At 67.7% G+C, this 11,910-nt stretch carries 19 protein-coding genes; 10 read left to right on the top strand and 9 right to left on the bottom strand.

The genetic code is table 11. The features are described from left to right. Positions 1–117: 117 nt before the first annotated feature. Positions 118–615, top strand: coding sequence for a LabA-like NYN domain-containing protein (locus MUG96_RS05515; protein WP_246987249.1), 498 nt, complete (start codon positions 118–120; stop codon positions 613–615). On the opposite strand, the gene MUG96_RS05510 is transcribed toward MUG96_RS05515, so the two are convergent. Then, positions 612–794, bottom strand: coding sequence for a hypothetical protein (locus MUG96_RS05510; RefSeq protein WP_246987247.1), 183 nt, complete (start codon positions 792–794; stop codon positions 612–614). The two genes, MUG96_RS05515 and MUG96_RS05510, sit on opposite strands and share 4 nt — an antisense overlap. Before the next feature lie 171 nt (positions 795–965). On the opposite strand from MUG96_RS05510, the gene MUG96_RS05505 reads away from it, so the two are divergent. The 6 genes from MUG96_RS05505 to MUG96_RS05480 are packed head-to-tail and all read left to right on the top strand — an operon-like array spanning position 966 to position 4,745. Continuing rightward, positions 966–1,472, top strand: coding sequence for a PUA domain-containing protein (locus MUG96_RS05505; RefSeq protein WP_246987245.1), 507 nt, complete (start codon positions 966–968; stop codon positions 1,470–1,472). A 60-nt stretch (positions 1,473–1,532) separates the two neighbouring features. Then, positions 1,533–2,900 carry an aryl-sulfate sulfotransferase gene (locus MUG96_RS05500; protein ID WP_246987243.1) on the top strand — a complete coding sequence of 456 codons (1,368 nt, stop codon included), beginning with the start codon at positions 1,533–1,535 and terminating at the stop codon, positions 2,898–2,900. Between the two features lie 41 nt (positions 2,901–2,941). Continuing rightward, the gene (locus tag MUG96_RS05495) at positions 2,942–3,343 is read left to right on the top strand and encodes a nascent polypeptide-associated complex protein (protein ID WP_246987241.1); all 402 of its coding nucleotides are present in this window, start codon (positions 2,942–2,944) and stop codon (positions 3,341–3,343) included. A gap of 1 nt (position 3,344) precedes the next feature. Continuing rightward, positions 3,345–4,076 (top strand): methyltransferase domain-containing protein, encoded by a 732-nt coding sequence (locus tag MUG96_RS05490; RefSeq protein ID WP_246987239.1) that lies wholly within the window; start codon positions 3,345–3,347, stop codon positions 4,074–4,076. A gap of 46 nt (positions 4,077–4,122) precedes the next feature. Next, complete coding sequence (locus MUG96_RS05485; RefSeq protein WP_246987238.1) at positions 4,123–4,350, top strand: hypothetical protein; 228 nt, start codon at positions 4,123–4,125, stop codon at positions 4,348–4,350. Positions 4,351–4,355: 5 nt separating this feature from the next. Continuing rightward, positions 4,356–4,745: a hypothetical protein gene (locus MUG96_RS05480; RefSeq protein WP_246987236.1), complete on the top strand. Its 390-nt coding sequence runs from the start codon at positions 4,356–4,358 to the stop codon at positions 4,743–4,745. A 1-nt stretch (position 4,746) separates the two neighbouring features. Here the strand turns inward: MUG96_RS05480 and MUG96_RS05475 are convergent, their stop codons facing one another. Continuing rightward, positions 4,747–5,370, bottom strand: a complete 624-nt coding sequence (locus MUG96_RS05475; protein WP_246987234.1) for a DUF6517 family protein — start codon at positions 5,368–5,370, stop codon at positions 4,747–4,749. Between the two features lie 3 nt (positions 5,371–5,373). Further along, a complete protein-coding gene (locus MUG96_RS05470; RefSeq protein WP_246987232.1) occupies positions 5,374–5,697 on the bottom strand; it encodes a transcription factor S in 324 nt (107 codons plus the stop codon). A 106-nt stretch (positions 5,698–5,803) separates the two neighbouring features. Between MUG96_RS05470 and MUG96_RS05465 the strand changes: the two genes are divergently transcribed. Beyond that, positions 5,804–6,385, top strand: coding sequence for a mechanosensitive ion channel domain-containing protein (locus MUG96_RS05465; RefSeq protein ID WP_246987230.1), 582 nt, complete (start codon positions 5,804–5,806; stop codon positions 6,383–6,385). On the opposite strand, the gene MUG96_RS05460 is transcribed toward MUG96_RS05465, so the two are convergent. From MUG96_RS05460 to MUG96_RS24115, 3 genes are all read right to left on the bottom strand, one after another. Further along, entirely contained in the window at positions 6,382–7,338 is a 957-nt protein-coding gene (locus MUG96_RS05460; protein WP_246987229.1) for a cell division protein CdpA domain-containing protein, read from the bottom strand. The genes MUG96_RS05465 and MUG96_RS05460 overlap by 4 nt on opposite strands. A gap of 85 nt (positions 7,339–7,423) precedes the next feature. After that, positions 7,424–8,773 carry an alkaline phosphatase family protein gene (locus tag MUG96_RS05455; protein ID WP_246987226.1) on the bottom strand — a complete coding sequence of 450 codons (1,350 nt, stop codon included), beginning with the start codon at positions 8,771–8,773 and terminating at the stop codon, positions 7,424–7,426. An 86-nt stretch (positions 8,774–8,859) separates the two neighbouring features. Further along, positions 8,860–8,991 (bottom strand): hypothetical protein, encoded by a 132-nt coding sequence (locus MUG96_RS24115; RefSeq protein ID WP_256465432.1) that lies wholly within the window; start codon positions 8,989–8,991, stop codon positions 8,860–8,862. Positions 8,992–9,139: 148 nt separating this feature from the next. Here MUG96_RS24115 and MUG96_RS05450 point away from each other — a divergent pair, with 148 nt between their 5' ends. After that, positions 9,140–9,373, top strand: a complete 234-nt coding sequence (locus tag MUG96_RS05450; RefSeq protein WP_246987225.1) for a YgaP family membrane protein — start codon at positions 9,140–9,142, stop codon at positions 9,371–9,373. Positions 9,374–9,384: 11 nt separating this feature from the next. Here MUG96_RS05450 and MUG96_RS05445 read toward each other — a convergent pair whose 3' ends face one another. Further along, entirely contained in the window at positions 9,385–9,918 is a 534-nt protein-coding gene (locus MUG96_RS05445; protein ID WP_246988631.1) for an inorganic diphosphatase, read from the bottom strand. Positions 9,919–10,223: 305 nt separating this feature from the next. On the opposite strand from MUG96_RS05445, the gene MUG96_RS05440 reads away from it, so the two are divergent. Continuing rightward, positions 10,224–10,583 (top strand): PadR family transcriptional regulator, encoded by a 360-nt coding sequence (locus MUG96_RS05440; RefSeq protein ID WP_246987223.1) that lies wholly within the window; start codon positions 10,224–10,226, stop codon positions 10,581–10,583. Here MUG96_RS05440 and MUG96_RS05435 read toward each other — a convergent pair. Both MUG96_RS05435 and rnhA read right to left on the bottom strand, forming a co-directional pair. Next, entirely contained in the window at positions 10,564–11,235 is a 672-nt protein-coding gene (locus MUG96_RS05435; protein ID WP_246987221.1) for a DUF7108 family protein, read from the bottom strand. The genes MUG96_RS05440 and MUG96_RS05435 overlap by 20 nt on opposite strands. Beyond that, positions 11,228–11,821 (bottom strand): ribonuclease HI, encoded by a 594-nt coding sequence (gene rnhA, locus MUG96_RS05430; protein ID WP_246987219.1) that lies wholly within the window; start codon positions 11,819–11,821, stop codon positions 11,228–11,230. Before rnhA ends, MUG96_RS05435 begins: the two co-directional genes overlap by 8 nt. Positions 11,822–11,910: the final 89 nt, after the last annotated feature.

The following is an 11,910-nucleotide window of genomic DNA, read 5'->3' as shown; positions in this document are numbered from 1 at the left end:
GTGCCGAGCGTGGCAGTTCGCATACGCGAGTGACCGTCACGAGGCGACTTAGGCGTTGCGACTGCCGCTCGCGATGGGACACGAAGGCATTTGGTGGACCGCTCACAAAAGCCGCGCATGACTGACATCCATTCCGGGCAGCGCGTCGCCATGCTCGCCGACGCGCAGAACCTGTATCATACCGCCCGGAGCCTCTACAACCGCAATATCGACTACTCGTCGCTGCTGGAGGAGGGGGCTCGCGGTCGCCAGGTCACCCGTGCCATCGCCTACGTCATCCGCGCCAACGCCGAGGACGAGGAATCGTTCTTCGAGGCGCTCGTCGACATCGGCTTCGAGGCCAAGACGAAAGAGATCAAGACCTTCGGCGACGGCTCGAAGAAGGCCGACTGGGACGTGGGGATGAGTTTGGACGCCGTCTCGCTCGCCCCCCACGTCGACACCATCATCCTCTGTACCGGCGACGGGGACTTCTCGCGGCTCTGTACGCACCTGAAACACGAGGGCTGTCGCGTCGAAGCGATGGGCTTCCAGGAGTCGACCGCCGAAGAGCTCGTGGCGGCCGCTGACGAGTTCATCGATCTCAGCGAACGAGAAGACACGTTCCTGCTCTAGACGGGCCGACCTTCGTCGGACGTGCCCACGAGCAGTGCGCCCGCCGCCAGCCCGAGCGCCGCGACGGTCGCGCCGATCACCGGCAGATTGACGCCCTGCACGCCCGTGCTCAGGATGAGGACGCTGCTCAGCAGCAGCAGCACCGCACCGAGTCCGATTTTCGTCGTATTCGTTGCCATATCGGAACGAGGCAGCTATGGGATATAAATCCACTCAAACCGCCCGCATGTGGCATGATAGTTCATGATTGACTCAGTATGTCACGGCCCCTGATACCGATAGCCACGGAACCCGTACTGGACGGCTCGCCGACGGCAGGGTTTTGCCCGTGGCCGCCGAAGCGGCGGCCGATGAACGAGGACGACCGGCGGATGCTGGGACGCGTCGCGGACTACCAGTTCGGCGTGGGCGCGGGGACGGCGCTGTTCCCGGCCGACGGCGACCCCGAGGTGACGCGGACGAGTTCGGGGCGGCCGCGCCAGGTCATCGCCGACGAGGGGCGGCTGGTCACCTACGCCGTCGACGGCCGGTTCACGCTCGGAGCCGCCGGCGGCCGCCGCCTGCAGGACGCGCTGGCACGCCCCCGATGTCGGGTCGTCGTCGGCGACGAGTCCGAGCCGTACGTCCGCGAGGGGCGCAACGCCTTCGCGAAGTTCGTCCGGGACGCCGACCCCGACATCCGCCCGGGCGACGAGGTGCTGGTCGAGCACGAAGACGGCGCACTGCTCGCGGTCGGCCGAGCCGAACTCGCCGGCGGGGGGATGCTCGATTTCGACACCGGCATGGCCGTGTTCGTCCGGAACGGGCTCGACGCACCGGGCGGGCGGACGGACGAACCGGCCGACGGCGCCGCCTGAGCTGACCGCCCCGGTCGGAATGGGAGCGCTTTATACGCCGCGGCCGTTCGGGGTAGGCAGATGGCGCTCGGTAGTCTCGGCTCGCTCGACCGTGGGCGGCTCGGCCTCCTGACCGCGATACTTGCGGTAACCGTCCTCACGCTCCTGTTCAGCGTCAGTGCCGCGACCGCACCGTCCCGCGGGGTCGTCGGTGAGAACGACTCACGGACCCTGGTCGGCGTCCAGGGCGGCGGCACCGGCCTCCACGAGTTCGGGAGCGTCGAACTCCACGACGAGAACGGGAGCGTCGTGTGGCGGGTCGCCAACGCCGACAGCTACTTCGACGTATCACGAGCCGAGAACGGGCGCGTCCTCGCGGCCTTCATGGACGGGGGTTACGAGGCGTGTGGCCCCTACGAGTCGCCCTGCGTGAAGACCGGCTACCGGGTCCTCGACCCGAACGCCTCCGAGCCGACCGTCGGGGAGTACGCCTTCCCCGTCCGGAGTCAGGGCAACAGCGAGGTCCACGACGTCGAGCGGCTCCCCTCGGGCCGGTACCTCCTCACCGACATGGACCAGGAACGGCTCGTCGAGGTCGCTCCTAACGGCACCGCGACCTGGGAGTGGCGCGCGAGCGAGTTCTACACGCCGCCGGACGACCCGACGCGCCGTGACTGGCTCCACATCAACGACGTGGACGCCATCGACGGGGGGCGGTATCTGGTGTCGGTCAGGAACTCGAACCAGTTGCTCGTCGTCGAGCGCGGCGAGGGCGTCGCCGACGTGATCAACGAGGACACCGACCCGTCGAACGACGGGAGCTGCCAGCTGTACGGCCAGCAGCTCGTCGGGGAGGACCCCCAGTGTGGCGACCCCGACGTCATGGACCACCAGCACAACCCACAGTGGCTCGGCGAGAACGCCGTGCTGGTCGCGGACAGCGGCAACGACCGCATCGTCGAACTCCACCGCAACGGCTCCGAGGGCGAGTGGACCGTCGCGTGGGAACTCCGGTCGGCAAACGGCCTCGAGTTCAGCTGGCCGCGCGACGCCGACCGACTGGCGAACGGCAACACGCTCATCACCGACTCGATGAACCAGCGGGTCGTCGAGGTCAACGAGTCCGGCACCGTCGTGTGGGCGTCGTCGTCGTTCGAGGGTGTCGTGCCCTACGAGGCCGAGCGGCTCCCCGAGGGCGAGACGGTCGGCGCGTCCGTCTACAACCCGAGCATCGGGGGCGTGTCCGAGTCGACCGACGACAGCGTCCCCGTCCTCTCGGAGGGCCTGTTCGTGCTCCGGACCACCGTGTCGGTCCCGTTCTGGGTCACCGAGTGGCACCTGTTTTCGGTGGTGGTCGGGGTCGTCGCGACCGTCGTCGGTCTCGTCGTCTGGTGGCGAAACCGAGACACGTCGGCCCCCGTGGCCGTCGAGGACGCCGGGGACCTCTGAGGGTCGAAGGGGTTTTTTGTGCCGGGCGCGACCGGACGGATATGTTCGGAGGCGGAGGCGGGTTCGACCCGCGCAAGATGCAGCAGATGATGGACCAGTTCGGGATCGACCTCACCGAGATCGACGCCGAGGAGGTCGTCATCCGTACCGAGGACGAGGAACTGGTCTTCCACGACGCCGAAGTCCAGAAGATGGACGCCCAGGGCCAGGCCACCTACCAGGTCATCGGCAGTCCCGAGAGCCGCGCACGCGGCGAGGGCGGGTCCGACGGCGGGGCGGCCGCCGGCGGCGACACCGGTGACGGGGGCGGCGGGACACCCGCCGTCGAGCCACAGGACGTGGAGATCGTCGCCCAGCGGACGGGCGCCAGCGAGGACCGCGCCCGCGAGGCCTTAGAGGAGACCGACGGCGACCTCGCGGCCGCCGTCGAGCGCCTGGAGTAACGTGGCCGTTCTCCTGGTCCGGGACGACCGCGAATACCTGCTGGAGCGCGGCGAGACCCTCGAAACCGACCTCGGCGTGCTGGAGGTCCCCGCGGACGCCGCCCCCGGCGACGAGGTCGACACGCACCTCGAGGAGACGTTCGTCGTCCGGGCACTTCGCGGCCCGGACCTCTTCAATCACTTCGAGCGCACGGGCGCGCCCATGCTCCCGCGGGACGTCGGCCTCGTCCTCGGCCACACTGGCATCGGCGGCAGCGACCACGTCCTCGACGCCGGCACCGGTACCGGCGTCCTCTCGGCGTACATGGGCCGTGCCGGCGCGTCGGTCACGACCTACGAACAGGACGCCGAGTTCGCCGACGTCGCCCGCGAGAACATGGCGCTGGCGGGCGTCGACGACCTCGTCGACGTGCGGACCGGCGACCTGACGGAGGACCTCGACGACCTGGCGGACGGCGAGGGGTTCGACGCGGTGACGCTCGACACCGCCGACGCCGCCGCCGTGGTCGAGCGCACCCCCGACCTGCTGGTCCGAGGCGGCCACGTCGCCGTCTACTCGCCGTTCGTCGAAGCCACGCGGGACGTGGTCGAGGCGGCCCGGGCGGCCGGCCTCGCCGGGATCGAGACGCTCGAAACCATCCAGCGCGAGATGGACTTCGACGACCGCGGCTCGCGTCCCTCGACGGCTGGCGTCGGCCACACCGGGTATCTGACGTTCGCGCGACTGGAGTGACCGCCCCACAGGTATAAGTTCCAGTCGCCCAACTAGATGCCGCATCATGAGTGACGCAGAAACCGAGTCGACAGACGACCGTATCGACGAGACGACGACCTGGCCGGAACTGGCGATCAGCCTCTACGACCGACTGACGGGCCGCGGCGCACGGATCACCTACGAGTTCGAAGACCTGGAGATCGCGGTGCCGAGCAAGGCGGGCGAGGACGCCGAGCACGCCCACTGGGAGATCGACGGGACCCTCAAGATCACCACCACCGAACAGGACTGAGACCCGTGAGTGAGTCGCGGACCGCCACCGGCGGACCCCTCGCGGAGATCGAGCACCGCCTCCGTGCCGGCCCTGGACTGAGCGTGTCGAGTGACCTCACCGTCACCGTCGACGGAACGGCGCTGTCGGTGTCGTCGTTCACTGACCTGCTCCGGGTCGAACTGCCGTCGCTCCGGGCGGCGCTCGCGCTCGTCCGGCGGGAGTCGGGTCGGTTCGGCAGGGTCGCGAGCCTGCTGGATGCCGCCGGCCTGACCGCGGCGGTCGTGGTCGGGCGCAGTCGGATCGCGACGGTCGGCGCGGACGCCACGCCGGGGCCGCTGGCCGCCCGTCTCGGTCTCGGACCGGTCAGGCTACACGCTCGCGGCGTCGGGGCCGCAGTGCTGCGCGCGCCGTGAGTCACCGGACCGCTCGGATCACCCCGAGCAGGTCCTCACGGAACCGATTCTCGCCGGCGGCGGTCAATTCGTCGACCCCGGAGTCCTCGATTCGTAGTACGTCCGCGAGCGGCCGCGACGGATACGCGCCGCCGGCGAGCCGGAACTCCCCATCGACGGTCCAGACCGCGAGCATACCCGCGGTCTGGAGGTCGATAGCGTCGTCGCCGGCATCGACGTCGAGGACGGCGGTGTACTTCCGGAGCCGTGCGCGGCCGCCGGTCTCGACACGGACGCGCTCGCGGCGGCCCCGTGAGACCGAGCGAAACCCCCGCTCGGCGAGGATGTCGACGAACCGGTCGTCGGCCTGGGATGCGACCGTCGAGAAGACGGCCATGGGACCGACGCCGGGCGGGAGCGGCGGCGAGAACTCCAGCCGGGTCGCGAAGAAGAAGCGCCACATCCGGTCGACGCCGGTCGCCTCGCGAACGGCCGTCCGGAGGCGGTCGTCCTCGTAGATAACCGTGTGACCCTCGACGCTGACAGCGGAGAGTTCGAAGACGGTCTCGGAGAACGCGTCGGTCCGGGTCCAGCCGTCGAGCCGGCCGTCGGGGACGGCCGGGAACCGGCCGGCGTCGCCGCTCATCTGTCAGTGGTCGTCTTCACGCCACTTGTGCTCGCACTCGGTACAGGTGAAAAACCGCGTCTCGCTCTCGTCCGCGGCCCGGATCTGTTTCATCTCCCAGAACGCGCGGTCGTTGCCACACTCGGGACAGCGGGCATCGGTCGTCGGGCCCATGTCCTCGGCGCTGACCTCGGAGGTGTCGATCACTTCGCTTTCCTCCTGGGACTGCGTGGAGGTCATCGCCGCTTCCTTCTGTGTATCCCGCGCCTTCTCGGCGCCGCAGCTCCCACAGACCCACACGCCGTCTTCGGTCTTCATCATAGAGCCGCACTCGTCACAGAACTCCATTGTATTCCCACCCCTACTCGGGACGGCGTTATAATCCCGTCGGATGCGACGAGAATCGTCGGTATCCGCGCGGGGAAAATCCCTATGTGAGCGCCGTCGGTTGGTGATGACGGACACCATGGCAGGATTCACCGCCACCCTCGAACGGTCGCTCAACGAGTTCGTCCGGGGGATCGTCGGCGCGGTCCCGGAGTTGCTCGCCGGCCTCGTGTTCCTCACGCTCGCGTACGTCGCGATCAGGATCATCCAGGCCGTCCTCCGGTCGATACTCGGCCGGGCCTACCCCACCGAACAACGGCTCATCGTGGATTTCATCGTCATCGTCGTCAGTATCTTCCTCTGGTTCGGCGTCGGCCTCACACTGCTCTCCATCGTCGGCCTCGGCGGTCTCGCGGCGAGTCTCGGCACTGCCGCCGGCTTCATCGCGCTCGGCATCTCCTATGCCCTCTCGGAGATGATCGAGGACACCGTCGCCGGCGTCTACCTCCTCCGGGACGCCGATTTCAACCCCGGTGACACCGTAATCGCCAGCGCCGGGACGGGCGTCCTGACCGAGATCGGCCTCCGAAAGAGCCGGTTCCGGCTGGAGAACGGGGACACGCTCGTCGTCGCGAACCGTGACGTGGAGTCGAAGTGGACCAAGAAAGCGGAGTCGGCGGACGGGACGGGAGCGGCGAGCGACGACTAGTTGTTCGGCGTCCACTCTTCGCAGGCGTCCATGTCGTCCATGACCTCCTCGTGGAGGGTGCAGGCCGGGCGGATGTCGCCGTCGACGCGGACGTACTGGAAGTGCTCGCAGTTGCCACAGTACGAATCCGGCCGACCGCGGCGCTTCGCGGCCTCGACGAACTCCTCGTCGTCGCCCGCGGACGGCCCGGCGTCACCGCCCCCGGTGGCAGGGTGGGTCGCCGAGCCACCGTCGCTGGCGGGCGCCGGCCCGGTCGGCTGGCTGGCCGTCTCCGAGGGGGCCGACTCGCGGGTGTACAGCGCGTCGTCGCCGTGATCCTGTGTCTCGCCGCGGTTCGTCTGCGTCTCCACATCGCCGTCGGGGTTCCGACCGAAGAGGCCGACGCTCCCGAGGCCGGGCATCGAGCCGGTACCGCCGAGACCGGGCACGGCGCCGGAGACCTCGAGAACGGTGGTTCCCTCCTCGGTGACCTGCATGGTGACGGTCCCGCCGGGGTCGTTGCGCGTTTTGAAATTGGCGATGGCGAGGAACAGACACCAGAACGTCGCACCCATCCCGACGAAGTAGACGGCGGTGACCGGGAGCGTCAGGTCCGCGACCGGAGCCGGCGACCCGACCCAGTGGGCGGGGTACGCCTCGCGAAAGAGGACGACGCCGAACACCGAGAGGGCAGCGCCGATGCCCGCGGCGGCGCGGAGCCGGCGGCTCGCGGGGAGCAGGACGAAACTGCCGATGAAGACAGCGGGCAGGCCGAGGCCGGCGAGGACCCCGGCGAGTTCGCGGGCCTCGTAGACGCCGAGACCGAGGCGGTCGCCCAGGGCCGTCGTCGCGACCGCGATGCCGGCGACGATCATGGCCGCCCCGACGGCGAACAGCGCCAGCCCGAAGTAGACTCGCTTCCGGCTGGCGATCTCGCCGACCTCCCGTTCGTACACGCTCGTCAGATCAGTCATGCGGGCGTGTACGTAGCGACTCCTCAAAACAACCCGTCAGACGCCCGTCAGACGGCCTGAGCGGAGGGAACGTGGTACGAACGGGTCAGTTCGTCACGAGGCTGGAACCGTCGAAGGCAGTCCGGTCGTACTCGACGTCGAGCAGGTCCAGCAGCGAGGGCGCGATGTCGTAGAGGTCCGCGTCGTCGATGCGGACGTTCTCGTCGTCGACGAACAGGCAGGCGTTGTCGAAGCTATGCATTCCGTTGCGCGGGCCCACGCCGAAGACCTCCTCGCTCCCCTTGAACCCGGCCTTGAGGTCGAAACCGTGGTTCGGGATGACGACGAGGTCCGGCGCGATGTCGTCGTGGTTTCCACGGAAGGCGTCTTCCTTGGTCACGACGCGCTCTGCGACCTTGTTCCCGTCGGGGCCTTCGAGGGCTTCGAGTTCGGCCCGGAGTTCGTCACGCACGCCCTCGTACTCGTCCTCGGGGACGGAACCGCGGGGTTCGCGGTCCTCGAGGTTGATATAGAAGCGCCCGGGGATGAGCGAGTACGCCCGCGTGTCGTCGGCGATATCGCCGAGTTCGTCGTGATCGTCGTCCTCGTAGGAGAGCCAGCCCTCCTGGGCGAGCCACTCGTTGAGGTGGACCTCGTAATCGAGCGACGTGAACCCGTGGTCGCTGGCGACGGCCATCGTCACGTCGTCGGCGAGCATGTCGCGGAGTTCGCCGAGATACCGGTCGACCTTCCGATAGAACTCGAGGAACTCCTCCCTGTACTCGCCGTTTTCCTCGTAGTCTTTGAACAGGAAGTGGTTGACCCGGTCGGTCGTCATGAAGACGCCGAAAAACAGGTCCCAGTCGTCCTGCTCGATGTATCGCTTGAACGCCTCGAAGCGCTTGTCCAGCGTCTCGTGGGCGTCCTGGATGAACTCCGACTTGTCGTCCTTGTGGCCGAGTTTGGCGTTGACGTCGATGCGGTAGTCGAGGTCCTCCAGATTCTCGCGGAGGTCGTCGGGGTAGGCGGCCTTGTCGAGGCCGGGGGAGAGAAAGCCCGAGACCATCCGCTGGACGTCGCGCTGTGGCGGGAACGTGACGGGGACGTTCATCACCGTCGCGTTCCGGTCGGCGTCGTGGACGCGGTCCCAGAGCCGGGTCGCCTGGACGGCACTCCCCATCGGGACGTAGGTGTCGTAGGAGCCGACCTCGCGGTCCTGGAAGCCGTAGACGCCCGTTTCACCGGGGTTGACGCCGGTCGTGAGCGCCGGCCAGCAGGCGCTGGACTCCGGCGGCACGATGCTCTGTATCGGGCCGGCGGCACCCTCGTCGGCGATGGCCGCGAGGTTCTCGAACTCGTCGAAGTGTTCCGCGAGCATACTGTACGGCACCCCATCGATCCCGAAGAAGGCGACGCGAGGGCCGCCATCACCACGAAGTCGGTCGAACAGACCCATACCAACCGTTACCGGGGACTGCCACAAGAAGCTTCTTTTCGCGTCTTGACACGCCGTCGGTCGCAGACACCGGCAAATACCGCGAGCTACCGCTCGTCGGCCGCCGACTCGGCGCCGGTCGACGTGCCGGTGTCGTCGCGCTCGGCCGCCCCGTCCGGGTCGAAGTTCTCCGGGACCACGGTGAGGTGCGCCATGCCGCCGGTGTCTTTCGTCGCCATGTTCGAAAGATGGGGCCTCACACCCAAATAATTACCCATAATCATAACACATGGCGCTGACGGGCGGGGATTACTCCGGGGCATACGGTCGCGGCGTCGGCGGCCAACGCGGCGAGGGACACTTGTGGCTCGCGACCGACCAATGGGTATGAGCGACGTGCTCCCGAGGAACGTGGGCGGGCGTGACAGACAACTGCGATTCGTGGCCGGGACGCTTCTGATCGTGCTCGGCGTGGCGGCGCTGGTCGCCGGAACGGGCCTCGGCGGGACGCTCGCGGTGATGCTCGCCGCGGGCGGGGCCGCCCTGCTGTTCAACGCCGTGACCCAGCGGTGTCTGATGAATCGGTTGCTGGGCATCGACACCTGCGGGGAGAACTGCTGACGGCGGCGCAGTCAGGCGAAGTTCTCTTCGTAGAGGTCCATCGCGTGCTCGATGGCGTCTTCCGCCGCGTCCCTGTCCTCGAAGCCGAGGGTCTCGACTTCCTTGCCCTCCTCGAGGTTCTTGTAGGTCTCGAAGAACTCGGCGATCTCGTCGAGTTCCTGCTGTGGGATGTCTTCGAGATCCTCGATGTGGTCGAAGCGGGGGTCCTCGGTCGGGACGGCGATGACCTTGTCGTCCTGCTCGCCGTCGTCGTCCATGCCCATCAGCGCGACCGGGCGGGCCTCGATGACACAGCCTGGGAACGTCTGGTCCTCGACGAGCACGAGCACGTCGAAGGGGTCGCCGTCGTCGTAGTAGGACTGCGGGATGAAGCCGTAGTCGCTGGGGTAGTGGACGTTGCTGTGCAGGACTCGATCCAGCACCACCCCGGGGATGTCCTTGTCGTACTCGTACTTGTTGCGCTCGCCTTTGAGACACTCGACGACTGCATAGAACTCCTCAGGCGGGTTCGGTCCGGTCTCCAAGTCTTCCCAGAGGTTCGTCATCGTCCGCGTCTGTGGCAGGCGGTCCAAAAGTCCTTTCGACCTGAGTCCGATCCCGTCGGCAGCCACGACCAGCGAGAGCCGGCCATCGAACCACATACGAGCGGCGCGCCAGTCACCGAATCCGGCACCGCCACATATAGTCATTTCCCGGACATCTCGGAGTCGGTGTTCCGCCACCAAGTGGTAACACGGACTGGTCGAATCGAAAGAGCGACAGTGAAAAACCGAACCCAGAGGGGTCGAATCTCGAATAAACTGCCCGACGGGCAAAAAGTGTTAAATAGCCAGGTGACATTTAGCTAACTATGTCAGAGTCACAAACCGTCACTGAACAGTCAGGCGTCGCGAGCGAACTCACCGCGTTTCAACAGAACATTCTGACCATCCTGGCCGAGGAGCCACGGTACGGACTGGCGATCAAGCGCGAACTGGAGTCCTACTACGACTCGGAGGTCAACCACGGTCGCCTCTACCCGAACTTGGACGAGCTGGTCGAGATGGGGCTGGTCGAGAAGAGCGAACTGGACAAGCGGACGAACCAGTACGCGCTGACCGAGACGGGCCACGACACGCTCCTCGAACAGTTCGCCTGGGAGTTCGGCCGGTTCGTCACCGACGACGAGCGAGCGGCGGAACTGCAGGACCTCATCGAACAGGCCCAGTAGACTCGGCAGTTTCGAGCGCGAGTTCGACCGATTCAGCCACCACTTCGCGCTGTTCGTCCGTCGGCCACACGTTCCGCGGGTAGTACTCGTCGAGGAACTCCGCGACATCGTCGTCGGTCGCGTCGTCGAGCGGGCTGGCGCGGTGGTTGCCCATGAAATCGGCGAACGCCCGGGCGTTCGCGGCGTGGTGCTCGCCGTGTTCGTCGGCGACTCGCTCGACGACCTCGCTGTTGTACGCCTCGATTTCCTCCCAGTCGTCACCGACACCGGGCCCTTCGAGCGGCCGCTCGATACCGCGGTCCACGTCCTCGATCCGCTCGCGCCGGATCAGTCCGTCCTCGTCGATCCACTCCGCGGGGTAGAGGACGAGCGTGTCGCGTGCCTCGTCCTCGCGGACCCGTGCCTCGAAGTCGTGGGTCGAAACGAGGTCGTCGCGCTCCGCCCGGTAGGCCGCGGCCTCGTTCTCGTCGACCGCGGCCCGCGCGAGGCGCGTGAGGCGCTCGACCTCGTCGATTACGTCCGGGGGGACTTCCTGCTCCGCGTCGGTTGCCGAACGCTCCTCGGTCGCGTCCGCTGCCCGGTCGTCGCCTCCGTCGTCCGTCGCCCGGTCGTCCGTCGCCGCGTCTGGTCGGTCCGCGTCGTGTTCAGTCATCGTCGAGTGCGTCGTTTGCAAGTTCGTCGGCGCGTTCGTTTATCTCCCGCGGAACGTGCGTGATGGACCAGTCGTCGAACTCGCGGAGGAGTTCGTGGACCCGGACCCGCCGCTCGCGCAGGTCGGGGTCGTTGGTGTCGTACTCACCGCGGACCTGCTTGACGATCAGTTCCGAGTCGCCCCGGATCTCCACCTCGTCGAAGCCGTAGTCGCGGGCGACCTCCAGGGCCGCGACCAGCGCCTCGTACTCGGCGCGGTTGTTCGTCGCCCGCCCGATGGTCCGGTTGCCCTCGGTCGCGATGCCGTCGCCCGTGACGATCACCCACCCGACGGCCGCCGGCCCGGGGTTTCCCCGGGCGGCACCGTCGAAGTACACGTGGGCACGTCCACCTCCGTCGCGGAGCAGGGCCTCGACCCCCTCGGGGCGTTCGCCCTGGATCACGACCTTGTCGTCGTAGGCCACTGCAGTCGCGCCGTCGTGGCTCGCCCGCCAGCGCTCGTGGTCCGTGTTCCCCGTCTCGACGTCGACACCGGCGGCTTCCAGTCGCTCCCGCGCCGCGGACGGGTCACACTCGATGACCGGCATTACACCCAGCCAATCGCCGCCCGGAGTTACCGCTTGTGGTCCCGTAGCGGCGTAACCGGTACCGGTTTCGGCCCGAAACCCGCGACTCG

Origin of the sequence: Halorientalis marina (genome assembly GCF_023028345.1) — an archaeon.
Lineage (GTDB): Archaea > Halobacteriota > Halobacteria > Halobacteriales > Haloarculaceae > Halorientalis > Halorientalis marina.
Note: the sequence above shows the minus strand (reverse complement) of the source record. Positions and strands in the feature narration are given on the sequence as shown.

Excerpts from the sequence above, each read along its gene's own strand:
- MUG96_RS05475 (WP_246987234.1), bottom strand. The coding sequence starts at position 5,370 with ATGAGCGGCGACGCCGGCCGGTTCCCGGCCGTCCCCGACGGCCGGCTC.
- rnhA (WP_246987219.1), bottom strand. The coding sequence starts at position 11,821 with ATGCCGGTCATCGAGTGTGACCCGTCCGCGGCGCGGGAGCGACTGGAA.
- MUG96_RS05435 (WP_246987221.1), bottom strand. The coding sequence starts at position 11,235 with ATGACTGAACACGACGCGGACCGACCAGACGCGGCGACGGACGACCGG.
- MUG96_RS05440 (WP_246987223.1), top strand. The coding sequence starts at position 10,224 with ATGTCAGAGTCACAAACCGTCACTGAACAGTCAGGCGTCGCGAGCGAA.
- MUG96_RS24115 (WP_256465432.1), bottom strand. The coding sequence starts at position 8,991 with ATGGCGACGAAAGACACCGGCGGCATGGCGCACCTCACCGTGGTCCCG.
- MUG96_RS05485 (WP_246987238.1), top strand. The coding sequence starts at position 4,123 with ATGAGTGACGCAGAAACCGAGTCGACAGACGACCGTATCGACGAGACG.
- MUG96_RS05450 (WP_246987225.1), top strand. The coding sequence starts at position 9,140 with ATGAGCGACGTGCTCCCGAGGAACGTGGGCGGGCGTGACAGACAACTG.
- MUG96_RS05505 (WP_246987245.1), top strand. The coding sequence starts at position 966 with ATGAACGAGGACGACCGGCGGATGCTGGGACGCGTCGCGGACTACCAG.
- MUG96_RS05445 (WP_246988631.1), bottom strand. The coding sequence starts at position 9,918 with ATGACGAACCTCTGGGAAGACTTGGAGACCGGACCGAACCCGCCTGAG.
- MUG96_RS05500 (WP_246987243.1), top strand. The coding sequence starts at position 1,533 with ATGGCGCTCGGTAGTCTCGGCTCGCTCGACCGTGGGCGGCTCGGCCTC.
- MUG96_RS05465 (WP_246987230.1), top strand. The coding sequence starts at position 5,804 with ATGACGGACACCATGGCAGGATTCACCGCCACCCTCGAACGGTCGCTC.
- MUG96_RS05510 (WP_246987247.1), bottom strand. The coding sequence starts at position 794 with ATGGCAACGAATACGACGAAAATCGGACTCGGTGCGGTGCTGCTGCTG.
- MUG96_RS05495 (WP_246987241.1), top strand. The coding sequence starts at position 2,942 with ATGTTCGGAGGCGGAGGCGGGTTCGACCCGCGCAAGATGCAGCAGATG.
- MUG96_RS05455 (WP_246987226.1), bottom strand. The coding sequence starts at position 8,773 with ATGGGTCTGTTCGACCGACTTCGTGGTGATGGCGGCCCTCGCGTCGCC.
- MUG96_RS05470 (WP_246987232.1), bottom strand. The coding sequence starts at position 5,697 with ATGGAGTTCTGTGACGAGTGCGGCTCTATGATGAAGACCGAAGACGGC.
- MUG96_RS05460 (WP_246987229.1), bottom strand. The coding sequence starts at position 7,338 with ATGACTGATCTGACGAGCGTGTACGAACGGGAGGTCGGCGAGATCGCC.
- MUG96_RS05515 (WP_246987249.1), top strand. The coding sequence starts at position 118 with ATGACTGACATCCATTCCGGGCAGCGCGTCGCCATGCTCGCCGACGCG.